21 protein-coding genes and 2 pseudogenes are annotated in these 23,602 nt (G+C 69.7%); 11 read left to right on the forward strand and 12 right to left on the reverse strand.

Annotation, left to right across the window (positions count from 1 at the left end):
* Window positions 1–241: 241 nt before the first annotated feature.
* The 3 genes from nadE (at window position 242) to katG (ending at window position 5,622) form a co-directional block, all read left to right on the forward strand.
* Entirely contained in the window at window positions 242–1,072 is an 831-nt protein-coding gene (nadE, locus tag ACZ5ON_RS18000; RefSeq protein WP_465592959.1) for an ammonia-dependent NAD(+) synthetase, read from the forward strand.
* A gap of 1,125 nt (window positions 1,073–2,197) precedes the next feature.
* The gene (locus ACZ5ON_RS18005; protein ID WP_465592962.1) at window positions 2,198–2,806 is read left to right on the forward strand and encodes a hypothetical protein; all 609 of its coding nucleotides are present in this window, start codon (window positions 2,198–2,200) and stop codon (window positions 2,804–2,806) included.
* A gap of 629 nt (window positions 2,807–3,435) precedes the next feature.
* Window positions 3,436–5,622 carry a catalase/peroxidase HPI gene (gene katG / locus ACZ5ON_RS18010; RefSeq protein WP_465592965.1) on the forward strand — a complete coding sequence of 729 codons (2,187 nt, stop codon included), beginning with the start codon at window positions 3,436–3,438 and terminating at the stop codon, window positions 5,620–5,622.
* Between the two features lie 413 nt (window positions 5,623–6,035).
* Here katG and ACZ5ON_RS18015 read toward each other — a convergent pair whose 3' ends face one another.
* Window positions 6,036–6,476 (reverse strand): MOSC domain-containing protein, encoded by a 441-nt coding sequence (locus ACZ5ON_RS18015; protein WP_465592968.1) that lies wholly within the window; start codon window positions 6,474–6,476, stop codon window positions 6,036–6,038.
* Between the two features lie 214 nt (window positions 6,477–6,690).
* On the opposite strand from ACZ5ON_RS18015, the gene ACZ5ON_RS18020 reads away from it, so the two are divergent.
* The gene (locus ACZ5ON_RS18020) at window positions 6,691–7,320 is read left to right on the forward strand and encodes a hypothetical protein (protein WP_465592971.1); all 630 of its coding nucleotides are present in this window, start codon (window positions 6,691–6,693) and stop codon (window positions 7,318–7,320) included.
* Between the two features lie 37 nt (window positions 7,321–7,357).
* On the opposite strand, the pseudogene ACZ5ON_RS18025 reads toward ACZ5ON_RS18020, so the two are convergent.
* Both ACZ5ON_RS18025 and ACZ5ON_RS18030 read right to left on the reverse strand, forming a co-directional pair.
* Window positions 7,358–7,789 (reverse strand): annotated as a pseudogene (locus ACZ5ON_RS18025) (transposase family protein); the annotation flags it as partial.
* Window positions 7,790–7,925: 136 nt separating this feature from the next.
* The gene (locus ACZ5ON_RS18030; protein ID WP_465592974.1) at window positions 7,926–8,504 is read right to left on the reverse strand and encodes a TIGR03086 family metal-binding protein; all 579 of its coding nucleotides are present in this window, start codon (window positions 8,502–8,504) and stop codon (window positions 7,926–7,928) included.
* A 107-nt stretch (window positions 8,505–8,611) separates the two neighbouring features.
* On the opposite strand from ACZ5ON_RS18030, the gene ACZ5ON_RS18035 reads away from it, so the two are divergent.
* Both ACZ5ON_RS18035 and ACZ5ON_RS18040 read left to right on the forward strand, forming a co-directional pair.
* The gene (locus tag ACZ5ON_RS18035; RefSeq protein WP_465592977.1) at window positions 8,612–9,592 is read left to right on the forward strand and encodes a helix-turn-helix transcriptional regulator; all 981 of its coding nucleotides are present in this window, start codon (window positions 8,612–8,614) and stop codon (window positions 9,590–9,592) included.
* Window positions 9,593–10,269: 677 nt separating this feature from the next.
* Window positions 10,270–11,235 carry a molybdopterin-dependent oxidoreductase gene (locus ACZ5ON_RS18040; RefSeq protein ID WP_465592979.1) on the forward strand — a complete coding sequence of 322 codons (966 nt, stop codon included), beginning with the start codon at window positions 10,270–10,272 and terminating at the stop codon, window positions 11,233–11,235.
* Here the strand turns inward: ACZ5ON_RS18040 and ACZ5ON_RS18045 are convergent.
* The 6 genes from ACZ5ON_RS18045 to ACZ5ON_RS18070 form a co-directional block, all read right to left on the reverse strand.
* The gene (locus tag ACZ5ON_RS18045) at window positions 11,162–11,740 is read right to left on the reverse strand and encodes a nitrilase-related carbon-nitrogen hydrolase (RefSeq protein ID WP_465592982.1); all 579 of its coding nucleotides are present in this window, start codon (window positions 11,738–11,740) and stop codon (window positions 11,162–11,164) included. The genes ACZ5ON_RS18040 and ACZ5ON_RS18045 overlap by 74 nt on opposite strands.
* A complete protein-coding gene (locus ACZ5ON_RS18050; protein WP_465592985.1) occupies window positions 11,706–11,972 on the reverse strand; it encodes a Ku protein in 267 nt (88 codons plus the stop codon). The genes ACZ5ON_RS18045 and ACZ5ON_RS18050 overlap by 35 nt, the downstream gene beginning before the upstream one ends.
* A 598-nt stretch (window positions 11,973–12,570) precedes the next feature.
* The gene (locus tag ACZ5ON_RS18055; protein WP_344638812.1) at window positions 12,571–12,780 is read right to left on the reverse strand and encodes a cold-shock protein; all 210 of its coding nucleotides are present in this window, start codon (window positions 12,778–12,780) and stop codon (window positions 12,571–12,573) included.
* Window positions 12,781–13,406: 626 nt separating this feature from the next.
* On the reverse strand, window positions 13,407–13,673 hold the full coding sequence (locus tag ACZ5ON_RS18060) for a hypothetical protein (protein ID WP_465592988.1): 267 nt from the start codon (window positions 13,671–13,673) through the stop codon (window positions 13,407–13,409).
* Between the two features lie 191 nt (window positions 13,674–13,864).
* Window positions 13,865–14,917: a COG4705 family protein gene (locus ACZ5ON_RS18065; protein ID WP_465592991.1), complete on the reverse strand. Its 1,053-nt coding sequence runs from the start codon at window positions 14,915–14,917 to the stop codon at window positions 13,865–13,867.
* Between the two features lie 12 nt (window positions 14,918–14,929).
* A complete protein-coding gene (locus ACZ5ON_RS18070; protein ID WP_465592994.1) occupies window positions 14,930–15,400 on the reverse strand; it encodes a transposase in 471 nt (156 codons plus the stop codon).
* A 394-nt stretch (window positions 15,401–15,794) separates the two neighbouring features.
* On the opposite strand from ACZ5ON_RS18070, the gene ACZ5ON_RS18075 reads away from it, so the two are divergent.
* A complete protein-coding gene (locus tag ACZ5ON_RS18075; RefSeq protein ID WP_465592997.1) occupies window positions 15,795–15,989 on the forward strand; it encodes a hypothetical protein in 195 nt (64 codons plus the stop codon).
* Between the two features lie 1,702 nt (window positions 15,990–17,691).
* On the forward strand, window positions 17,692–18,906 hold the full coding sequence (locus ACZ5ON_RS18080) for a GH12 family glycosyl hydrolase domain-containing protein (protein ID WP_465593000.1): 1,215 nt from the start codon (window positions 17,692–17,694) through the stop codon (window positions 18,904–18,906).
* Window positions 18,907–19,099: 193 nt separating this feature from the next.
* Here ACZ5ON_RS18080 and ACZ5ON_RS18085 read toward each other — a convergent pair whose 3' ends face one another.
* Window positions 19,100–19,243, reverse strand: coding sequence for a hypothetical protein (locus ACZ5ON_RS18085; protein ID WP_465593003.1), 144 nt, complete (start codon window positions 19,241–19,243; stop codon window positions 19,100–19,102).
* 327 nt (window positions 19,244–19,570) lie between these two features.
* Here ACZ5ON_RS18085 and ACZ5ON_RS18090 point away from each other — a divergent pair, with 327 nt between their 5' ends.
* Both ACZ5ON_RS18090 and ACZ5ON_RS18095 read left to right on the forward strand, forming a co-directional pair.
* Window positions 19,571–19,822: a hypothetical protein gene (locus tag ACZ5ON_RS18090; protein WP_465593006.1), complete on the forward strand. Its 252-nt coding sequence runs from the start codon at window positions 19,571–19,573 to the stop codon at window positions 19,820–19,822.
* A 52-nt stretch (window positions 19,823–19,874) separates the two neighbouring features.
* Window positions 19,875–21,461, forward strand: a complete 1,587-nt coding sequence (locus tag ACZ5ON_RS18095) for a Na+/H+ antiporter (RefSeq protein ID WP_465593009.1) — start codon at window positions 19,875–19,877, stop codon at window positions 21,459–21,461.
* A gap of 431 nt (window positions 21,462–21,892) precedes the next feature.
* Here the strand turns inward: ACZ5ON_RS18095 and ACZ5ON_RS18100 are convergent, their stop codons facing one another.
* Window positions 21,893–22,237 carry a hypothetical protein gene (locus tag ACZ5ON_RS18100; RefSeq protein ID WP_465593011.1) on the reverse strand — a complete coding sequence of 115 codons (345 nt, stop codon included), beginning with the start codon at window positions 22,235–22,237 and terminating at the stop codon, window positions 21,893–21,895.
* Between the two features lie 519 nt (window positions 22,238–22,756).
* Between ACZ5ON_RS18100 and ACZ5ON_RS18105 the strand changes: the two genes are divergently transcribed.
* Window positions 22,757–23,155, forward strand: coding sequence for a hypothetical protein (locus ACZ5ON_RS18105; protein WP_465593471.1), 399 nt, complete (start codon window positions 22,757–22,759; stop codon window positions 23,153–23,155).
* A gap of 23 nt (window positions 23,156–23,178) precedes the next feature.
* On the opposite strand, the pseudogene ACZ5ON_RS18110 reads toward ACZ5ON_RS18105, so the two are convergent.
* Window positions 23,179–23,460, reverse strand: a pseudogene (locus tag ACZ5ON_RS18110) (SCO2400 family protein); the annotation flags it as partial.
* Between the last annotated feature and the right edge of the window lie 142 nt (window positions 23,461–23,602).

Consider the following 23,602-nt stretch of genomic DNA (forward strand, 5'->3'; position numbering starts at 1 on the left):
CGGGGCGCCGGCGCGGCCCGGCCCCAGACGTCCCCGCCCGGCCCGTCGTACGCCGCAGCGGGCGAGCCGCTTGGCGACCGGCAGGATTGTCGTGTGCAGCGATGCCGAGGCTGGCCACGCCCGGGTCAGCGCCCGCCGCACTGCTTGCGCCCCGCACCCCGGGCCGTCCGACTCTGATCCGCCGGCACCTCCTGGGTAAGGTGGCGCGACAGCACATCGTGAACCGGAACAAGGAGCAGACGTGAGCGAGCTGGCATCCATCGCCCAGCAGGAGGAGATCGCCCGGGAACTCCAGGTCGCCGAGACATTCGAGCCCGAGCGGGAGATAGAACGCCGGGTGGCCTTCCTGGCTGAGCGGCTGACCTCCACCGGTCTGCGCTCCCTGGTTCTCGGCATCAGCGGCGGCGTCGACTCCACGACCACCGGCCGGCTGTGCCAGCTCGCTGTCGAGCGGGCCCGGGCCACCGGGTACGAGGCGCGGTTCTACGCGATGCGGCTGCCCTACGGGGTCCAGGCTGACGAGCACGACGCCCAGCTCGCGCTCTCCTTCATCCGGGCCGACCACGTGCTGACCGTGGACATCAAGCCCGCGAGCGACGCCGCGCTCGAGGCCTCGCTGGCCGCCGGCGTGAGTTTCCGCGACGCCCACCACCAGGACTTCGTGCACGGCAACATCAAGGCCCGGCAGCGCATGATCGCCCAGTACGCGGTGGCTGGCGCGGCCGACGGCCTGGTCGTCGGCACCGACCATGCCGCCGAGGCGGTCTCCGGCTTCTTCACCAAGTTCGGCGACGGCGCCGCCGACCTGGTCCCGCTGACCGGCTTGACCAAGCGTCGGGTGCGCGCCGTCGCGGACGTGCTGGGCGCGCCCGCCGAGCTGGTGTGGAAGACCCCGACGGCCGATCTGGAGACCCTCGACCCGGGAAAGGCCGACGAGGATGCACTCGGGGTCACCTACGACGACATCGACGACTTCCTGGAAGGCAAGCCGGTGGACGAGCGGACGTTCGAAACGATCGTCAGCCGCTACCGCCTCACCGACCACAAGCGCAGGCTGCCCGTCGCCCCCTAGTGTGTGACCTGCAGCCCGGCAGGTGATTGGACCGCTGGAGGGACCGGTTATGGGGGTGGCTTCAGGTGGGTCGCCTTGGCGATTCGCTGCAAGGAGCATGACCACTCGGTTCCGGCAAGCGCGTCCCATCGGGCAGAAACCACCAGCTCATTAAGCCCTACTGGTTCCCCTGCGACTTCGTCACCGGCCGCGGCACGTCCTGAACCCCACCGGAGCAGGACCGCACTGCCCGGTCCTGCTCCGCGCTGCCCGCTCTGGCGGGGCGTGACGCAGGTCATGCCATGGGCTCCAAGCGGTTGCCTGCACGCTGAGGTCGCTCACAGTGGTGGGCGGCCGGGGCCTCGTGGTCCGGCATGGCCGGGAGCGTTGCCGCAGGGCGGCGCAGCGTGGCGGTGACGATGGCCAGGAACTCCGGTACGGGGTCCGCGCAGTCGTTCCTCGGCACCGCCAGGCAGGTCTCGACGGGCCGGGAGTCGGTGATGGGCAGGTAGAGCAGGTCGGGCGGGAGTACGAGTCGGCGATGCTCAGCGGGACCAGGGCGATGCCCTGCCCGGAGGCGATGAGCTCGAACTTCTCCTCCAGTGAGGAGGTCCGCCGGGTCCGGGCATCGAGGATCGGCTCGCCGTCGAGGTCGGCGGAGGTGAGGTTCGGGCGGTCGGCCAGCGGATGCGTCACGGGCAGGCACGCGACCTTGGTCTCCCGGCCTATGGGGACGGTCCGCAGCCCCGTGTCGTCGGGCACCGGCCTCCATGACCTGGCCGACGCCTCCGAAGGGCGGCTGACCATCGAATCCCTGGAGATGACCGACCCGGAGCAGATCGCGGCGCTGCGCGACCGGCTTAGACCGACCGGCAATAGGGAGCGTGGATCAAGGAGCGGGTCGAGAGCCGAGTCTGGGCGTGCATCGTGAGGAGAGCGCAGCGGCGCTGCACGCGACGAGGGATGTGCGCCCAGGCGCGAGCTATCGGCACGCGACGCCGCGGGCCCTATTGCCGGTCGGTCTTAGTCCGCGCGGGTGCCGTCGGCGGCTGTGGCCCAGTCGGTGGCCGTTGTGACGGCGATGCCGCGGATAGCATCTGGCGTGGCCACTTCACCTCGACTCCGGCAAGAGTGGAGACACCACCCATGAAGCGAATCCGACGTTCCGCCGCTGGCCTGCTCAGCACTGCACTCCTGGTGGCGGGACTGACCTCGCTGGCCGCTCCTGCCCAGGCGGCGACCGCGAGCCCGGCCGCGCCACGGGCGAGCGCGATCACCTCCGACGCGGCGGCCCGTGCCGAGGTGCTGGCGGCCGTCCGGCGGCAGGCGGTCACGCACCCCAACGACACCGGCCGACACATCTGTTACGCCGCCCACGTGCAGAACATCGGCTGGCAGCCGGCGGTCTGCGACGGACAGATGGCGGGCACCATGGGCCGGTCCCTGCGCATGGAGGCGCTGAGCATCGCCGTCTCCGGCGTCGGCGGGGTGTGCGCGGTCGCCCACGTGCAGAACATCGGCTGGCAGAAATGGGTCTGCGCGGGCGACGGCACGGCCGTCGGCGTCGGCACCACCGGCCGGTCGCTGCGCATGGAAGCGCTGGGCATCGGCGTCGGCAGCGGCAGCGTGTGCGCCCAGGCCCACGTGCAGAACATCGGCTGGCAGCCGAGGGTCTGCGCGGCGGCCGGCCAGGACGCCTTCGTGGGGACCACCGGCCGGTCGTTGCGGATGGAGGCGGTCATCCTGACGGTTTGACAGCTGCTCCGCTGAGCCCGTGACGGCTTCACCTAGCCACGGTGGGCGGGCCGGCGCGGGCCGGGGCCGGCAACCAGCGGCCCCGTCCGTCGGTGCCCTGAGAGCGCGCCGTGCGGCACCACGCCGCCCGGCCCACTCAGTGATCCGCTGCCGCCCGGGCCGGCTTCGGGAGGATGGTGCACTGCCGGGCCCGGCCGCACAGCGTCCGGAAGCTCTGCCGGTGAGTCGGCCGAGCTGAGTGAGCTGCTGGACCGGGGGCTGGCTGCCCGCGTCGCCGGGTACGGCCACGCCGGCCACGACTCGGTGACGAACGCGGTGGTCCGGCCCGACACCGCCCTCAGCTCCATGTCTGACCTGGTCCACTGACCGCCTGCACCCTGTTCTTGGTCCGCAGTCCGGCCGCGCCTCCCTTGTCCGGTCTGCTGGCCGCGGGATGATGCGTGGGTAGGAGGAGTTCGCTCCGGCGAGGTCCAGCTGCGGGCGGCCCTTGCCGCTCTGCTCTGCCCGTCCCGCCGGAAATCGAGTCCCCGAACGAGGGCGAGGGAAGGCTGCCCTGGCCGCCCACCTCCTGCGCGCCGCCACCCGGGTAACCACCAGAACGAACCGGCAAGACAGGGAGAAGACCCGACATGTCCAGCGAAAGCGAGAACCCACTAATCCCCTCCCCGACCCCCACGCCGCATCGGCCTAGGACGAACCGGGACTGGTGGCCGAACCAGGTGGACCTCTCGGTTCTCCACCAGCACTCGCCCCAGTCCAACCCGATGGGTGCGGACTTCAACTACAAAGAAGAGTTCAAGACCCTCGACGTCGAGGCGCTGAAGCGGGACCTCTTCGAGCTGATGACGACGTCCCAGGACTGGTGGCCGGCCGACTTCGGCCACTACGGGCCGCTCTTCATCCGGATGAGTTGGCACGCCGCTGGCACCTACCGCATCGCCGACGGCCGGGGAGGTGGCGGCAGCGGCGCTCAGCGGTTCGCGCCCCTCAACAGCTGGCCCGACAACGCGAGCCTGGACAAGGCGCGCCGGTTGCTCTGGCCGATCAAGCAGAAGTACGGTCGGAAGATCTCCTGGGCCGATCTGCTGATCTTCGCCGGCAACTGTGCCTATGAATCGATGGGGTTCAAGACCTTCGGCTTCGGCTTCGGGCGAGAGGACATCTGGGAGCCCGAGCAGATCTTCTGGGGCCCTGAGGACACCTGGCTCGGAGATGAGCGCTACAGCGGACCGGGGGAATTCGCGGAGCCTTTCGGCGCCGTACAGATGGGCCTGATCTACGTGAACCCGGAGGGGCCGCAGGGCAACCCGGATCCGCTGGCTGCCGCCCGAGACATTCGAGAGACCTTCGGTCGTATGGCGATGAACGACGAGGAGACGGTTGCGCTCATCGTCGGCGGCCACACGGTCGGCAAGACCCATGGTGCAGTCGATCCCCAGTACGTTGGTCCGGAACCCGAGGCCGCCCCCATCGAGCAGCAAGGCCTCGGCTGGAAGAACGCCTTCGGCAGCGGCAAGGGCGCCCATGCGTTCACCAGCGGGCTGGAGGGTGCCTGGACTAGCCAGCCGACGACGTGGGACAACGGCTTCCTTGACAACCTGTACAAATACGACTGGGAGCTTACGGCTAGCCCCGCCGGGGCCAAGCAGTGGACTCCCAAGGATCCGAAGGCCCAGGGCACCGTGCCCGACGCTCATGACCCGTCCAAGCGGCACGCCCCGATGATGCTGACGACGGACCTGGCGTTGAAGCTGGACCCGATCTACGGGCCGATCACGAAGCGCTTCTACGAGAACCCCGACCAGCTCGCGGATGCGTTCGCCAAAGCATGGTACAAGCTGCTGCACCGCGACATGGGACCCCGCTCGCGCTACCTGGGCCCGTGGGTTCCCGAGCCACAGCTGTGGCAGGACCCCATCCCAAAGGTCGACCACGAACTGATCGCAGAGGCGGACATCGCCGCCCTCAAGGGCACGATCCTCGCATCGGGGCTGTCCATCTCCCAGCTGGTCTCCACCGCGTGGGCAGCGGCAGCGAGCTTCCGCGGCACCGACAAGCGCGGTGGGGCCAACGGGGCGCGGATCCGCCTCGCGCCGCAGAAGGACTGGGAGGTCAACCAGCCGGCCGAGCTGACCGAGGTGCTGCAGACCCTCGAGCAGATCCAACAGGACTTCAACCGCTCGCAGTCCGGCGGCAAGAAGGTCTCGCTCGCCGACCTGATCGTGTTGGGCGGGTGCGCGGCCGTCGAGCAGGCGGCGAAGAAGGCAGGGTACGACGTCACGGTCCCGTTCGCGCCGGGGCGTACGGACGCCTCGCAGGAGCAGACCGATGTGGAGTCGTTCGCCGTGCTCGAACCGACCTACGACGGGTTCCGCAACTACCTCCGGGCCGGGGAGAAGTTGCCGGCGGAGACCCGGCTGGTGGACCGGGCGTTCATGTTGACGCTGACCGCTCCGGAGCTGACGGTTCTCATCGGCGGCATGCGGGCCCTGAACGCCAACGTCGGGCAGTCCCGGCACGGTGTCCTCACCGATCGGCCCGGGACGTTGACCAACGACTTCTTCGTGAACCTGCTCGATATGGGCACGGCGTGGAAGGCGTCCGCCTCGGCTGAGAACGTGTTCGAGGGGCGGGATCGCGCCACAGGCGAGGTCAAGTGGACCGCTACCGCCGTCGACCTCGTCTTCGGTTCGAACTCTCAACTCCGAGCCATCGCGGAGGTCTACGCCCAGGACGACTCGAAGGAGGAGTTCGTGCGTGACTTCATGGCCGCGTGGGACAAGGTCATGAACCTCGATCGGTTCGACCTCGCCTGATCCCGATGTCCGGGCCGGCCGGTGGCACTGGCCGGCCCGGACATCCTCGGTCTGGCCTCCGGCCTCGTGGTGGTCGGGAGCGATCCAGGACCCTCGCCGTACCGAAGCCCACAAGGCCCGCGTCCTCCGGGAGAACGCCAGGCCGAACGAGCGCGCCTGCGTTACCGAGTTCAGCGCGTTCATGGCTACCCAGTTCAAGCTGTAACCGCAGGTGTGAGCGGTTCTCACGGTGCGACCGACCAGCCCAAGCGTGCACGGCCCGAAGTGAAACACGACCACCCACGATCACGAGAACAGGGGTGTACAGACCATGAAGGCGGTCGGACTGACGCAGTTCGGCGGTCCTGAGGTTCTGTGGGTGTTCGACCTTCCCGAGCCCGAGCCCGGGGGAGGACTGATTTTCAGATGGTGCCTCAGTTCAGTTCGACGGTGTCGCCGAGTCGTACACGTCCCGGGTGTGTGACCGTGGCCAGTGCGTCAAGCCGCGTGTCGTGGGCCTGCGCGACAGCTCGCAGTATCAGCGGGGAGTGCGGCAGGTCCTGCTGGGCCTCGTTGGTCATCACGCATCGCTCACTGGCGCGCTCGAACCCTATGCGCAGAGCGTCGCCGATCCGGGCGGTGCTGCCGAACCACTCGTCCTCCACGAACGGAGGCGTGCCGGGCGGCGTACGCACCACCAGGTTCGGCCGGAACCGGCGCTCATCGACGGGCACGCCGGGAGCGGCCTCGCGGACCCAGTCGACGGTGGCAGTGGTCAGGAGGCTGAGCGGGAGCTGATCGAAGTGGGAGATCGTGCCCTCGCGGGCCAGTTCGACACGAGCGACAGCACAGACCGTAGGCTCACGGTCGAACAAGGCTCAAGGATTCTGCCCGAATTCGGGCGGAATCCGGATCACGCAGGCCGGTGGTGGATGATGTCCCTGTCCGGCACCTCGTGCGATTCGTCGCGTCGGAGGCCGCCGCGACCAGGCCGTTCAGGCTGCGGTGCCAAGCGGCGAAGGCTGCCAGGCCGATCACAGCGCTCCGGCCTTGTAGGCTCTCCGCATGCCACAGTCCGAAGGACCGCACATGTCAGTGAGTGGGGAGCACGTGCGCCAGGCCGTCGCCCACTGCGTCGACGTCCTGGAAGACGTCCCGGCTGCCCAATGGCACGCTCTGGCTGGCGGCTTGGAATGGACGTGCTGGGAGACCCTCGAACACCTCGCGGACGACCTGCTCACGTACGCGCTACGGTTCGGGCTCGCGCAGCCGATCGCCGTACCGCGCGTCCCACTGCGCATTTCTAGTGATCGACCTGATGGCCCGGCCAATGTCATCTTCGGGGACCACGAGGCAGGGCCTGGGGGACTCCTGACCGTCGTGGAGGCCTGCGGCGGACTGCTCGCGACGGTCGTGGACACCACCGACGCAACCACCTTGGCCCCGCACGTCTTTGGGGCCTCCGACCCGGAGGGCTTCGCGGCGATGGGCGTCGTCGAGACCCTGGTCCACACCCACGACATCACCCAGGGTCTGAATCTCGTCTGGGGAGCTCCGCAGGACCTGAGTGAGCGAGTCCTCGCGCGGCTGTTCCCCGACGTCCTCGTCATCGACACCCCGTGGTCGACCCTTCTGTGGGCCACTGGACGCATCGAGACTCCTGATCGCCCTCGCCGGACGAACTGGCGCTGGCACGGCGCGCCGCTCAGCCTTGGCTGACCCAGGCGGCTTTAAAGGTCGCCTAGGTGGCGGCGGGTCATGGTTGGCGTTGGGGGTTGGTATCCCAGCGGTGGATGGTCCAGGCTCGGCGGATGAGGCTACGGACAGTGATGATCGTGTCCGCAAGGTCGAAGAAGGCGTCGATGATGCTGGTCCGGCGTTCGTAGCAGCGGGCGAGCCGGTGGAAGGCGTTCTGCCAGGCATGGGTACGCTCGATGTGCCAGCGGTGCGCGGCGTGGGCCGGCACCTTGGCCCCTTTGCGGGCGATCTGGCCTTGCAGACCTCGCTTGTCAAGCGCGGTGCGGGACTTGGCGGAGTCGTCGCCGGCGTCCAATAGGTGCACGGTGATCCCGTCCGGCGGCGCTCCAAGTCCATCCAGAAGACCGAGAGTTGGGGCCAGAAGGGGTGAGTCGTGTCGGTTGGCGCAGGCCAGGACGCGACCGAGCGGGATGCAGTAGCCGTCGGTCAATGCGGGCTGTCATCGGCCCTCAGCTGGTCGCCCCGCTGTTCCGGTTTGGGATGGCCATCGGCGAGAAGCTGCGCCGACATCGGCAACGCCGGAAGGCGGGCGACGCGCATGCTCCGCCCGCCCTCCGGCTGGCCCGTCAGACGCTGCGTCCGAGCCAGCCCGCCAGCCGGGTGTAGGCGTCGGCGTCGGCCGGCACCGGCTGTGCGGCGCCGAACGGAACCTCGGGGCCGCGCCGGTCGGCTGGCAGCACTTGCTGGGCGATGGCCAGCGCAGCCAGCGCCAGCTCCTCGTCGAGCTCGGCCTCGGGGGCGATCACCTGGGCGATGTCCCAGCTGTGGGTGACCGTCTCCATCACGTAGCCGCTCAGTGCGATCCGACCCGTGGCCAGGCCCCAGGGCACCTCGACCTCCCGGTCCAGCTTGGCGTCCTCGGCCCAGGCGGCGGTGGCGCGGGCCCGGACCCGGGCAGCTGCACCCGTCCAGTCGGTGTCGGTGACCTCGCCGACCTGCGCGGGCAGGTCCATGCCCCGGCCGCCCTCGCCGATGTACGCGATCCGGTGGATCGCGCCGATGGTGTGGCCCAGCAGCGTGCGCAGGTCGTACTCCTGACAGGGTGTCGGCTTCTCGAGGTGTGCGGGAGCGAGCGAGGTGAGCAGCTTCTCCAACTGGCCGATCGAGCGCAGGAACAGGGGGCGGGGGTCGAATGCGGCATCCATCGGGAGAACTCCTCGGTCAGTGGCCCCGGCGCGGTTCCGGGTGGCCTTGTGACGGACACTCTCCTGGGTATACCGGACATCTGCTGTCAGGTTTTAGGCTGACTTCCGTGAAAGCCGACCGGTTGCTCTCGATCCTGCTGCTGCTCCAGACCCGGGGCCAGGTCCCGGCCACCGAACTCGCCGAGCGGCTGGAGGTGTCCGTCCGGACGATCTACCGGGATGTCGAGGCGCTGTCGGCGGCCGGCGTTCCGGTCTGGGCCGAGCGCGGCCGCCTGGGCGGCATCCGCCTGCTGCCCGGCTACCGCACCGACGTCACGGGCCTGACCGGCGACGAGGCCCGGGCCCTGTTCGTGCTCGCGGCCGACGGTACGCATGACGCGTTGGGGCTCGGTACGGCGATCGGCTCGGCGCTGCGCAAGGTGATGGCCGCCCTACCCGCGCCGCACCGCCCGGCGGCCGAACGCACCAGCGAGCGAATCCTCGTCGACCCGGCTCGCTGGATGCGGGGTGGCGCCGCCGAGGTGGAGCTCGGCGAGCTGCAGCGGGCGGTGTTCGCCGACCGTCGGCTGCGCCTGACGTACCGTCACAGTGGGCAGAGCGAGCCCAAGGAGTACGTCGTCGACCCGTACGGCCTGGTGAGCAAGGCCGGCGTCTGGTACCTGGTGGCCGACCGGGACGGCGAGGCCCGGCTGTTCCGGTCCGACCGGGTGCAGGCGGCCTCGGTCGACGACGAGCCGGTGCGCCGCCGGCCCGGGCTGAGCCTCGCCGAGGTCTGGACTGTGCTCCGTGACCAGGTCGAGCGGCTGCCGCAGGAGATCCGGGTCCGCTGCCGGGTCCGGCGGCACCGACTGGACACTTTTCTGCGGATCCACGTGGTGAACCTGGCCGCCGGTCCGGAGGATCTGGATGGCGAGTCCGTGGAGGTGGAGATGGGCTTCCGTGCCGTACGGGCGGTCCGGGCGCTGCTCCCGTTCGGAGCGGACGTTGAGGTGCTGTCCCCGACGGAGGCCCGGGCCGAACTGGCCGCGGCCGCGGCCGAAGTGGTCGCGCTGTACGCCGAGGGCGCCGCCGCCGTCGCCGCCAGTTAGGCCCGGCCGAGCTCGGCCACGGCAGCAGGCATGCAGGCTGCCTGGTGAGGCGGCGCGGCGGAAGCTCGCTGCGCGGGCAGCCGAGTCTGTCACGGTGATGAGGGCAGTTTGCCCGGTGGGCAGACCAGGACCGCATCCACGATCGCGGAGCCGGGGGGAGTGTGTTTGACCGAGACCTTGACGCCGCGCACGCGGACGGTGTCATGGTCGACGGCGGTGGAGCCGGCCTCGGGCGTCTGATACAGCCGAGCTTGTCGACCCCGCCTCCGAGCGCAACCTGAAGCCGCGAGCTCCCCGTTCCGGCGACGGTCACCAGGTACGGCTTCCTCGCGGCCGTTTCCGGCCTCCTGGATGCCCGTCACCTTGACAGTTCCCTGTGACGTGTGCGGCTCGCAGGTCACCGACCCGAACGGCGGGGCCCGAGGAGGCGGTACTCGGAGATGAAGTCAGTCGCGCGCGGACGCCTTGACGACGTGGCAATCCTCGACCGAGAGACAGCACTGCGCGAGATCGCCGCTGCACATTCGGAGCGCGATGCGGCGACAGTGGTCGAACTCATGGCAGCGGCGCGGGCGTTCCGGCCCTGCTGAGCCCAGGAGCCTGCCCCGAGCGATGTCAGTTGCTCCTTGTACTGTCGATCGCACGTAACGGCGAGTTCGACACAGGGGACGTGACAAATGATCAGGACAGATCCGGAGACACCCGACCTCTTCATCACCCCGGTCGACGAGGTCTTCATCCGCAACCACCTCGGCCCGCACCCGCGGTTCGACCCCGAGACCTGGTCGCTCACCGTTGAGGGCCTGGTGGAGCGGCCCCTGCAGCTGGACTTCCCGACCATCCAGGGCCTGCCGCAGACCTGCTTCACCGCCGTCCACGAGTGCTTCGGCAACCCACTGCGCCCCGACGTGCCAACCCGCGCCGTCACCAACCTGGAGTGGGCCGGTGTCCCGCTCGCCGCCGTACTGGAGCTCGCCGGCCCGCGCCCGGAGGCCCAGCACGTCTGGCTGGAGGGCGCCGACTCGGGCGACTTCGCGGGAGAGAGCGGCTTGAGCTACCTCAAGGACCTGCCCCTCGACCAGGCGAGCGCCGAGGTCATCCTCGCGCACTCCATGAACGGCGAACCGCTTCGCCCCGACCACGGCTACCCGCTGCGGGCGGTGGCGCCCCGGATGTTCGGCACCAACTCGGTCAAGTGGCTGAGCCGGATCGTGCTGGCCGCCGACCGTCCAGACCACCTCTTCACCACCCGTCTCTACACCCGCGTCCTGCCCGGCGAGAGCGAGGCCCGGCCGGTCCGCGAGAAGGACGTCAGCAGCAAGCTGCTCACCCCGGGTGACGGGCGCCCCATTCCGGCCGGAAGCTGCGAACTGGCGGGCTACGCCTGGAGTTCCACCGAGGTGACGTCCGTCGAGATCGCCGTGGACGAGGCCGACTGGCAGCCTGCCGCGCTGGACCGGCGTGGCCCGGATCCCGCCTGGCAGCGCTTCCGTCTCCGGTACGACCTCGCCCCGGGCCCGCACCGCATCCGCTGCCGGGCCACCGACTCCGCCGGGCGCGTCCAGCCGCTCACCGGCGACCGAAACGCCGTCCACGAGATACATGTCGTTGCCGAGACAAGCATGCGACCGGCTGAGCGGTGATCGCCGGGCGGGCCTCGGTGAACCTCAGGTCGAGGAACGGGCCGGGGTGACGGAAGCACGCAAAGTGGTCGGCGCGGATCAGGGCATGGCAGGTTGAGCGGGGCCGAGCAGCTCGCCCGTGCTGGAAAGACCGCGGCACGCTGCTGGGCCCGGTGCCCCGGCCGAACATCGCGCCGACCAGATACGCGTGGCAGCCGTCGAGGGCTGCGGCGCGGGCGCGCTCGGGGTAGCCGAAGTCCCAGCAGATGCCGAGCCAGAGACACCACCCGTCGAGGGCGAGGGAACACCCACCGGTGCCGGGGCCGAAGTCGGCGGCGCGATCGTCAGGAGTGACGTGCTGCTCGTCGTAACGGGCGGCGAATCGGCCGTCGTGGCCCAGGACCACGACGGAGATGTGCGGCTGCCCGGACTCGGGGTTGCGGGTGGGGCATCGCTCTGCACCCACGGCACGGCAAGGCTCGCCCTGGCTCTCAGGGCCACGCGGGCGCGCCGACCTGGCCGGCATCGAGCATCGCGCGGCGTAGCAGCGCGTACGGGCGCGCCCCGGCTGGGACCGAGGGCACCAAGTAGTAGGCGCGGTCGTAGGCGATCGGGTCCACCTTGGCGGCTTCCAGGAAGCCGAGGACGCTGATTTCCTCGGTGGTGGCGAGCGGCAGGTCGGCGAGGTCGTCCTGAGTCAGTACCCCGGTGCGCCCGTCCGGTGCCTCATAGCCGCGCGCGATGTCGCCTGGGGTCACCTCACCACGACGTGCAGTATGGCGTTCTCCGGGTGCCAGCAGCCGGCCGGCCCAGTGACCCATGCAGTCAGGTCTCGCTGAGACAAGAGCTCGGTCGTCAGCCTGCTCGACCTTCATCGGGCGAGACGCGACGGACCAGGTCCGCTGCGAGGGCGAGCGAATCGGGCCAGATCATGTGAGACGGAGACCAGATCGGCTGAGACGGGACAACGGTCCCGCCCGGTGCTGACACCGGCTCGCTCTGTCCTCCGCCAGGTGATCTTGACCGTTTACCAAGAGATCTTGACCGGCCGTCTTGCGCCCTGGTGATCGAGAGACTCGCATTGGTGGGCAACCGGGGTGCGCCAGGAGGGGCCTGGCGGTCGACGGGCAAAGCAGTTCTGCAATGGCGCGGCCACCAGCGCGTGGCGGATTCCCGTGTGCCTTGATGCCGGTCTGAAATGGGGGAACGGCCGGCGGCAGCGGGAAGGAAGCGACGGGTTACCTGCGGCGGTGCACTGCCAGAGCGGTCAACCCTGGGCAAGAGCCGGGGATCGTACCGCCCGTGCGGTACGATCCCCGGGTTCCGCTGTGAACCGAAAATCGCGCAGCGGGAGAGTCAGAGAGCGAGGGGGCGAATGTTCTCCGCCTGGAGGCCCTTCTGGCCCTGCGTGACGTCGAACTCGACCTTCTGGCCCTCGATCAGCTCGCGGAAGCCTGCGGCGTTGATGTTCGAGAAGTGGGCGAACACGTCCGGGCCGCCGTCTTCCTGCTGGATGAAGCCGAAGCCCTTTTCCGCGTTGAACCACTTCACGGTGCCAAAAGCCATAAAAAATTCTCCTTCGAAGGCGCTGTAGACCCGCACTGCGCGGGCTATCCATCGCCGCACTGATGACCCGCCGGGATCTCAGAAAAAAATACGCCTGCGGTGAGAACCGGCAGGCGCACCCAGAGTTCATGGGAACCAAAACTGCAACTCCTACGACCGTAGCAGGCTTCGGGTCGGAACGGGAATTTCTGCAGCACTTTTCTTCGGCGTTTCGGCGAGGAACTGGTGATGCCGGCTGTACGAACCGGCTGGCCGTCCATACGGTCAGCCGGTCGCCCGTGGGATCGCCGGTGTCGAAGAAGCGCGGAGACCGGGTGCCGACGGTCGGCGCTCATGGGCGAGCGCTGACCACGGCCGTGCCCGGTGGCGTACGCGCGGGCGGTCCCGTCGGCGGCAGCGGCCCGGCGATGGGCCGGGACGAGAAAACCGAGCTCGTGCCCCGCCTCGGCCGGCTGCTCGACGCCCACCAGCAGGTGAACCCTCACCAAGGCCCGGCGGCTGCTCACCCAGCGGGGCCTGGGCCTGTGAGCGCGGATCTACCGCACCCCCGAGGGCGGTAAGCGCGAGTGCGTGCGGCTGTGCATTCCCGCCTGGCGCGCCCCCGCCGGGCCGGGTGTTCCCGCTGCTCAGCGCCGTATGGGCTCCTGGCCGAGAACGGCGTTCAGCCGGGCCAGCACGTCCGCGGCCGCTTCACGGGTGAACTGGTCTGGATCGTTCAACCGATCGGTGAGGAGCCCGCCGGCGGCCGCGATGACCGGGGCAGGCAGACTCATCTCCCGCGGATGAAGGAGCTGCGCGCCTGCGCGCTGCCCGGCGCTGTCCGGTTCGGGCTGTTCATGCTGGGGGATGAGGGCCTTCAGACCGTGCTGGGGCTGCTGGTACGTGCTGGGCATCCGCCGATTTTCGCGGCGAGGGCGGCCACTGGATGGTTGCCAGCTTCCGGAGTTGGATGCGCGGATGTTCATGGCCCCCTGCACGCGGATTGGTGATTCGTCCAGCACCTCGGCGCCGGCGAGCTGGAATGAGCGATGAGTAGCTGGCCGCGATGGTGGATGGCCGCGTCCTGGGGAGGTGACTGTTCTGATCAGCCTGGGCTGGAGCCGGTGGCAGCGACTGGTTGGACCAGGGCTCCGTTGGGGCGCTGAGGCTGTCCGGTACGCCGGTCCACGGGGATCGGCAGCGGGGCCAAAGGGTGGTGGTGGATGTGCCAGGTCTGGTAGGCGATCAGGACCAGGAGCAGGGCGCTCAGCGCCGCGGTGCCGCCCGCCGTGCCCCAGCCCAACCCGCCCTGGGCCGTCGGTTTGGTCAGCGCGTCGCCGCCGGCCGCGCCCAGGGGACGGGTGAGGATGAACGCCAACCAGAACAACATCATCTGATTGATCGGCGTCAGGTAGTACATGGCTGTGATCAGCACCAAGATGCCCATGATGACCAGGAAGGCGTTGCGAAAGCCCAGGCCGGTGTCGTCCGAGAGCCAGTCACCGCTGGACGTGCCCAGGGTGTTGGATACCAGGATTGCGATCCAGTACAGGATCTCGCCGATGCGGCTGGAGATGTTCTCCACGTTGTACGTCTGCCCGGTGCGCCACCACACGAGGAAGACCAGCGCCAGCAGGGCGGTGAGGATCACGGCGCCGGAGGTGTAGCCGAGGCCGTCGGGGGCGCTGCCATGGCCGAATCCGCGGTTGAGGAAGTCGGATACCTCGGTGCCGACCATGCTCGTGCCCAGCACCACCGACCAGTACAGCGACGGGTGGAGCCGTTTCGCTCGCACCTGGGCCACGACGGCGACCAGGAAGAACGCGAGGAAGAGGAACGCGGTGGTGGCGTAGCCGAGTTTGAAGCTGATACCGAGCAGATCGCCGGTGGACTCTCCGAGAGTCACGGCGACCGTTTTCAGCATCCAGAACAGCACCGTCACCTGGGGGAGCTTGCGCAGCACCATGGTCGTGCCGTCCAGCGGTTCGTGAGTGTTTGAGGCCATCCCTGTCGTCCGTCCGTCGGCCACCAGCATTGGGCGCGCCATTGTGCGACCGCTGGTAGGTTCGTCGGGCCATTGCTGGCCCGCTGCGGCCGATCGCCACCCGAAAGGAGTGGTTCGGGCGGCCTGAATGGACTCTGTCAGCTTGCGGCTCATCCGTGCACGCGGCTACGGACGTTCACAACCGATGCTCTTCGCTCGGCTTTCGACGTTCTGACAGATCTGGGTCTTCGACCGCCGCATGGTGTGCCGCCTGTGCAGGTGGGCGATGAGCTCCTTCTTCAGAACGCCGCGGGCCCGGATGAACAGGCTGCGGTAGACGGTCTCGTGGGACACGTACATACCGTCCTCGCGTCCGGAGCGGTGGGCAAGCCATATCTGCGGCGGCGGCCAGTCGGCGGCCAGCTTGGCTGCGACGAGATCGCGCAGTGGCGGATTGCCTTGCAATAGACGGGGTTTGGGGTGGCGGGCGTTGTCCCAGGCCCGCTCGTCGGCATCCGCCGCCCGGTACTTCGCCCGCCCGCCGTGGCGGCCCACTTCGCGGCTGACGGTCGACGGCGCCCGGCCCCTCCGCTCGGCGATCACGCGGAAGGACTCGCCACGGGCCAGCTCTCGGGAGATCTCTTCCCGCTCGGCCAACGTCAGTGTGTTGTCCGCCCGCAGGTCAGTTGTGACCCGCCTCAACGATCTTGACCGTCTGCCAAGAGATTGGCCACCTTCACCTGCCGGCGGCTGATTCTCCTGCCCGGCTCGACGGTAAATCCCCCGTACGTCTGCGCTGTTGGGCGGTGCCTACCCGGCGGCGAGACGGCCGCGCCGGGGGGACGAATGTGGGCTGTATGGTCGGACCAAGGGGTCGGCTTGAGAGACGGGCCGAGGGGTGGACCGACGGGAGGAGCGGCTTTCCACTCCTGCCGGCGACGGCACTGAAGCGCTTGAAGCGACACCTGCGAATGTGAACACTAGTGCGTGCCGGAGCAAGACGCCTGTCTGGCTCCGAACCCGTCTTGTGATTAGCGGAAGAGGTACGCCCATGTCTCGCACCCGTATTGCAGCAGTTCTGGCTGCCTTCACGGCAATTGTCGCCGTGTCGGTCGGCGCTGCCACGGCCACCGTGAAGCCGGTGACCATGGCCGATACGAGCTGGGGCGACGTAGCTGCACCGACCGGATCGGCAGCGGCGCCGACCGGTCATGCGGTTGCCCTCGTCGACGACATGTCCTGGTGATCAGCGGCAACGACGGCGACACTCACCCGGACACCGCGCCCGGATCCGCTACACCCGGGCGCCCGCCGGACCCGAGACGCACAACCGGGCCACCACCGGCGGGGCGCACGCCGAGGTAGGCCCGGACCCGTAACCGCCCCAGCTGACCTGCGGTCCGTCAGAACCAGCCGATGGCCCGAGCCTCGCCGGGCAGGGCGTAGCGGCGGCAGGCGAGCAGCTGCTCGGAGGTGCTGCCGATCTCCTCGCCGCCGCCGGGTGCCGCCGCAGCGCGCCCCGCACTCCGGCGGGGTCCCAGAGCGCCCCGATGGCGGTCAACTCCCCTTCAGTAGTGCGGAGTTCTTCCAGCCCGCGTTGGGGCGCCGCTCGGTCCTCGCTCAGCGGCCGCAATCGGACCCGAACCACCGACAGATCGGCCGGATAGTCCACGGCTGCGCCCAGCACCAGTCCGGGCTCGACAAGCTCCTCCGGACGGTAGGTCAGGATGGTGCAGGGCCCGGCCGGCGGGCGCTCCAGCATCCGGCGCAGGGCCTGGCGGCACAACAGGCCGCCACGGTGGACGTCCTCCACCACCAGCACCCCGACAGACCGGGCACCCAGAAACCCGCACAGGCCGTCGGCCGTGGAAGGACCGAGCGGTCGGGCCCGGGAGCAGAGCCGGGTACCGCCGCCGATCTACCAGGGCCCTCTTCGATCACCGCTCCGCCATGGGAAACCCGCAGTGCCATGGCGCCCGCCCGCCGGGCCTCCGGCAGACTCAGCAACCATCGCATGAAAGCGCTCTTGCCCATGCTCGCTTCTCCTTCGACCAGCACCAGCACGCGCTGGCCGCTGTCACAGGAAGCCACCAACTCGCGCAGCCGGGGCTCGCTCACACCTTCACGCACTCGGCACCTCCCTTCACATGGGCAGGACAGAAAGGACGGCAGCGGACCGGTGCGGCGGTCGATGCAACGCCAGAGCGATCACGAACCTAGGGCGCTTTGACAGCCCGAAGCGCAGATTTTCAGCGCCGATAAGGTTCCCCTCATGCCCGCCTTACTTCCGGGCAGATCGCGGACTGCGGCACGGCGCCGGAGCAGGACAAGGTCTGGGTCCAGGAGACCCACGACTACTGGACGCACCGCAAGGGCGGCACCTGCTACCCCTGCCACGCCAAGCGCAAGGCCAAGGCCGCCCACCGCAAGGACCAGGAGCTTCTTCGGGCCGCCCGCACCGCCCACGCCCAGCGCGCCTACCGCGCTGAGCCTTCAACGGCCCCTGGGCGGCCCCGAAGGCTCTGACCGGGAGCTGCACGCCGAGGCGGCCGAGTGCCCGGACCGCGCCGCCGTCCGGGAAGGCGAAGACCTCGGTCCCGAACTCCTCACAGAAGCTCGCCTCACCAACACCCAGCACCATTCCGGTGGAGCTGTGCCGGGTGCGCCGCGCGCTCGACCGGCTCGCTGCCGATCCTCGCGTGCCGGCGATCGGCACGCCGGCCGGGACCAGGCGGTGGTCACCGTGCTGGTTATCGGTTCGCATCCGTAGCAGCGCCTGTGGCGGGCGGTGGGCGGGCACCGGTGCGGCCGTCTGCGAAGTGGGCCCGGATCCATATGGAGCGGATCGGCTGACCTGACAGGTTCCTGCAGCTGACGGTGCACCGGGTCGCCACCAGGGGCGCCGGTAGCATCATCGCCGATCATCAGACCTGTTTGAGGGGGAACACATGTCCGTCCGTCTGCTGCGCGGGCGCCCGGGCGCGGTCGTGCTGTGCGCCGTGCTGTTGGCCGCAGTGCCGGTCCTGGTCCAGACGCCAGCCCCGGCCGCCGTCATCCCGACCCCCATCGCCCCGGTCACCATCACCTGCGACCAGTACCGGACGATACCGGTGGCGGGCGGGCGGTACGTGGTGGACAACAACAACTACGGTACCCCCGACCAGAGTCAGTGCCTGAGCACCGACGGCGGTGCCGACTTCACCGTCACCGCCTCGGCCGCGACGGTGGCGGATCCGGCGCACTCCGCGCCGGTCAGCTATGCGGAGATCTACGAGGGCTGTCACTGGGGAACCTGCAGCACCGGCAGTGCGCTGCCGATCCAGGTGAGCCGGCTCGGCGCGGCCACCACCAGCTGGTCGACCGTCGAGGCGCCCGGGAACTACGACGTGGCGTACGACCTGTGGTTCAACAGCACACCGACCTCCGCCGGCCAGCCCGACAGCGCCGAGCTGATGGTCTGGCTCGACCGCCAACCGGCTGCCGACGCGCCGGTCGCCACCGGCAGCACCACCATCGGCGGGACCGGCTACGCGACCTGGCGCACCACCATCAGCGCCAACGGGACGACCTGGCCGCTGGTCGGCTACCGGATGCAGAGCCCGACGACCTCGGTGAGCGGCCTCGACCTGCGCTCGATCATCCGCGACGCGGTGGTGCGCGGCGCGGTGAGTCCGGACGCGTACCTCGTCAGCGTCGAGGCGGGGTACGAGATCTGGGACGCCGGTGCCGGGTTGCGCACCAGCTCCTACGCCTCCGCCGAGCAGGCGGGCTACCCGGTCGGCTCGGCGCCCAGCGGCGAGCTGGGCAAGTGCCTGGACGACTACGGGAACGGCACCGGTGACGGCAGCCGCGTGGACAGTTGGGGCTGCAACGGCACGCCGGCCCAGAACTGGACCGCGGAGATGGACGGGACCCTCCGGCACGCGGGCCTGTGCCTGGGCACCACCGGTGACCTGGTGGCGCTGCACACCTGCAACGGCTCGCCCTACCAGGCCTGGCTTCCCGGGCTGGCCGGCAGCCTGGTCAACCAGGGCTCCGGACTCTGCCTGGCCGACCCTGCGGCGGGCCAGCAGCCGGGCACCCAGCTGGACCTGCTCACCTGCGACGGCTCGGCCGCCCAGCGCTGGACGCTGCCAACCACCGTGGCGGGCACGCCGGCCTGACCGGCCTCCGGTGGCGGCCGGTGGGAAGCTCCCTACCCGCCGTCCGCCGCGGGGGAACCACACTGGCCCGTTCGCCGGCGGCTGGCCCACTTTGGGCACCGGGCCCGTCCTGGCCACTTCCACAGCTACCCGCCGAATTCCTGGCGCAGGACGCCAGCTGCCCCAGCACCTGCCGAACGTCACCTGCCGAACGTCACCCGTCGAAGTTGGACCAGAAGATCCCGACACCCGTACCGCTCTCGTCCCGGCCGACCAGGATGCTGTTCGACGTGTAGTCGCAGGTGGGGAAGACCAGGGCGTTCGCGCCGCTCGCCGGGTCGACAACGACATCGAGCACCGGGGCCGGGAGCCGGCCTCCTGCTGCGCTTCGAACTCGGCCACGGCACGGGCCACGGGGTCCTCGGCCTCCGTGAACCCGGCGGTCCGGTGGAGGGCCCCGCCGATGACGGCGTGCTGATGCACCTGCGCGGGTTCTGTCGCCCCGGCACCGCCCCGGCACCCGTCGCAGTCGCAGCAGCCGGTGGCCTCTCTTGCTCCAGCCGCCGCTGCTCCGGTTGTGGCGACGCCGCGCCGGTCCGCGTCCGCCCCGGCTGCGCGCCGCGCGTCGTTGCTACGGGCGTTCATCCGCGGGCCGTCGAGTGGCAGCGCATGCAGGCCCCTGGCGGTGCTGTTCCACCTCGAGCACGGCCACCTCGACTCCACCGACAAGGCGAAGCACGCGCAGCTGATCTCCTGGCTCGCCCGCCAGCGCCACCTCGACGGCCAGGGCCTGCTCGACCCGGCCCGGGTCTCGGCGTCCAGGGAAGGCCAAGGGCTGCGGCAGATGCTCGTCGACACGCGGACCCTCGCCGGGCAAGCTCCGAGCCCGCGACTCCGCGGCCGCTGCGTCACTGGCCGAGGTCGGTTACGTTGGTAAAGTACCTGGTCAGAGGGGGACAACAAGCCGTAACCCACACCGGGGACGCTCTATGACCGGCCTGACCGTCATCCTGCTGCTCGTGGTCCTGGCCACGGCCGTGGCGACTGGTGCCCGACGCTGGAGTCTGCCCGCTCCCTCGCTCCTCGTCATTGCCGGTCTGGTCGTTGGGCTGATGCCCTGGGTTCCCGAAGTCCGCCTGCCGCCTCACGTGATCAGTGTGCTGGTGCTGCCGCCCCTGCTCTACGCCTCGGCCGGGGAAATCTCTGTCCGCGACGTGCGCAGCGTGTGGCGGCCTGTGACCGGCCTGGTCTTCGGTCTGGTCCTCGCCTCGGCTATCGCCGTCGGGTACGTCGCCCGAGCGATCACCCCGCTCACCGCCGCGACCGCTTTGATCCTTGGCTCTGTCCTGGCCAGCACCGACCCCGTGGCCGTTACGGCACTCGGCCGGCGCCTTTCTCTCCCACCGCGCGTGCAGGCCATGGTGCAGGCGGAAAGCCTGTTCAACGACGCCACGTCCCTGGTTCTGTACAAGGTCGCCGTGGCCGCCGCGGTTTCCGGCAGCGTCATCACCGTGCTCGGGACCGTCGAGCAGTTCCTGATCCTTGCAGGCGGAGGAGCTCTCATCGGCGCGGCGGTCGCCGCAGTGGTGGCCCTCATCCGAAGACGGACCGAGGACCCCGTGCTGGAGACGGTCATCGCATTGGTCACTCCGTACGCCTCTTACGTCATCGCGGAGGACTCGCACACCTCCGGCGTGACCGCCGTCATCGTGTCCGGGGTCGTCCTTGGCAGCACCGGCCACAAGCTCAGCAACGCCCCCGTCCGCCTCCAGGTCCACGCCGTCTACGACACCGTGACTTTCCTGCTGGAGAGCGTCGTCTTCGCCCTCATCGGCCTGGAGCTCCCCTCCGCCGTCCGTCACCTCGCGCACGACGAGCACGGCTGGCCGCTGTGGGTGCCGGTGATCGCCTTCACTGTGCTGGCGATCCGCCTGCTGTGGCTCTTCCCGCTGTCCGCCCTGATCCAGTACCGGCACAAGGAGGGTGACGGTCGTCTCTCCTGGCGCGTTCCGGCGGTCCTGTCCTGGGCAGGCACCCGAGGCGTCATGCCGCTGGCCGCCGCGCTCTCCATCCCCCTGGTCACCTACACGGGGACGCCCTTGCCGCACCGGGCGCTCATCCTTACGCTCACCACGGGGACCATCGCGCTCACTGTTGTTTTCCAGGGCTTCACCCTCGCTCCCGTCGTCCGCCGCTCGGGCATCGGTCTGGAACCGGAGCACACCGCCCGCGAGGAGGCCCGGACCCGCCGGCACATTGCCCACACCGCTCTCGAAGAGCTCAAACAGCTTGGTGATCTGGATGAGCTCGCCGATCTGGGTGCCGCCGCTGAGGCCGCTTTGAACCAGGCTCGTCGCCATCTGGAAGCGCGTATCCATCAAGCGGAAGATGCCCACTACAGTGACCCCGACGCCCGTCCTGCCGACGCCTACCGCGAGATTCGCCAGACACTCATCGGCATTGAGGCGGCCGAGCTCCAGCGCCTCTACGAAGCAAACATGATCAGTAACGCCACCCGGCGCCGGATCCAGCGCGAACTCGACCTCGAGGAAGCCAGTCTCCGCGCCCGCGAGTGACCGTGGGGCCCGGGGACCATCACGAGGTCGAGATCGGCCTCAGCCGCCGCTTCCCATCCCGCCGTGCTGAGGTCTTCGCCCTCTTCATCCCACCGGTTCTCACGCCGCCTGATGTGCACGGCGTAGTCACTTCTGCGAACACGAAGCGTGGCAGCCTTCGTCAAGGAGTCGGGTCATCCTCGATCTTCAGTGAGCTTGCTCCGCTTTGACGGACACCGTCGGTGTGGTGGTCAGGCCGCGAGGACGGTCTCATCCGCTTCCTCGACCTGAAAGGCATCAACCTCACTCATGAGCATCAGTTCGGGATGACGCCAGCAGCGGAACAGGCGGTCCGGACCCTACGGAGGGGTAGCAGCGGCGGGAGGCGGCCCGGCTCGTGAGCCGCTCCTCCACCGTGTCGGAGGGGAGCAGCTGTCGAGCAGGGTGGGCCGTCAGGACTGGCGGGCCTCCTCGGCTGTGCGCAACTGGGCCAGTTCCGCCTCCAGAGCCTCGATCCGGGCCTCCAACTGCTGCATGTCCCGTACGGCGTCCGCGTAGCCCTCCTTGTGGCGCTTGGCGATGTGGCTGAGCGTGTCGACGCGGTCGGCGAAGGCGTCCCGTTCGGCGGCCATCGGTTGGACGACATGCTCGGCGACGGTGGCCGCGATCCAGTCCGCCCAGTCACTGATGTGCTGGGCGCCTCCCGGACCGTGGAGTTGGGCGTCCTGCAGACCGCTGAGCATGGCGGGGCGAATGGTGTCGGCGATCCGCTGGGCAACGGCGGTCTGCTCGCTCACGGCGTCTCCTTCTTCAATGGTCGGACGGGTTCGGTGGTCGGACAGGCCGGCCGTCGCGGTGGACGGTCTCCTGAGCACCATTGTGAAGGCCGAGGCAGTCGTCGTGTCCGCCGGCTGCGGGCACGGGGTCCGTGTCCTCCGCGGATACGACGGTCGCCGGCGCACGGTCCACGGCTGCGGTGGTGTGCGCGGGCCGTGTTCCCGGGCGTGAGACGGCTACGGACCGCACCGAGCCGCGTGCACGCATGGCCGGGTTCCCGGCCTACCGCGTGCGTGCTGGCCCGTTCCCCGTCGCTAGAGATGCCCGACGGGTACCGAACGGTCGGGGCGGGGGCACTCGCCTGGTTACCGGCTCGCCGCCTCGGAACGGCCTACAGAGACGGCGGAGAGGGCGGCGAGTGGTACAGGCGGAGGAGTGGGTGCGGCCAACGGGAGACGGGCCCGGCTCAGCTGCACCAGAAGAGGAAGTGGGTACAGGTCGGCGACGGCGACGGCGCGGTTTTCGTCGGACGAGGGGTCGTGGACGGCCTCGGTGCGGTCGTCGAGGAGGCGGTCGCTGCCGAGACGGTGGGGACGGGTGCCGAGCTGGACGGGGGGCCGCTCGGCCGTGAGTGGGCTCTGAACCTGGTCGCTCCGGCCGACGGCGAGGTGCTGGGGGCGATCGGCGACGGAGTGGGCGGCGCCGTCTGGAGGGCCACCTCCGGTCCGTGCTCCTCGGCGGAGGGTGCGGGGGCCGGCCCGGTCGGCCCGCCGGACTGCGGCGGGGTCAGCGCCAGCACGCCCGCGCCGCCGAGGACCAGCGTCACCGCCGTGGCGGCGAGCACCCGCCCCCGACGCCGGGACCTGCGTCTGCTGCGGCGGTTGCGGCGAGCCCCCGCCGGCTCGGGAGGCGGGTCGGTGAGGGGACCCGGGTGGTAAGCCGGTCCGGGCGTGGATCCGGCGAAGGGGGCCTCGGCGGAGGCCGGCGCACCGCAGCCGGGACAGGACAGCGCACCGTTGAGGTGGCGGCGGCAGGGTGCGCAGTAGTCCATCGTCGTCTTTCCAAGCTCTGTGCTCTGTGCTCTGTTCGGCGCGTTTCGGCGCTCTGTCCCGTCGCTCTGTCTCGCGCCTCGGACCGATCGGCGTCCAAGAGACAGTAGGCGCGGCGCCCGATCGACCGACAGGTGCCAGATGTGAGGCTTTGGGAGAGACCCCATGGTGGTGGCGGCGCTCCTGGTGGGCATCCGTGTCGGCGATCTCCCAAAACCGTGACCCCCTAGCGGTCGATGAAAAGTGACCCCTTCCGTGATCGAGTGATCAACCTGGCTCTATGCGAGTCAGGAGGAAGAGGTGATTGGCGTGGAGGACTGGGCTGAGATCCGGCGG

The organism is Kitasatospora sp. NPDC032150 (assembly GCF_055579945.1).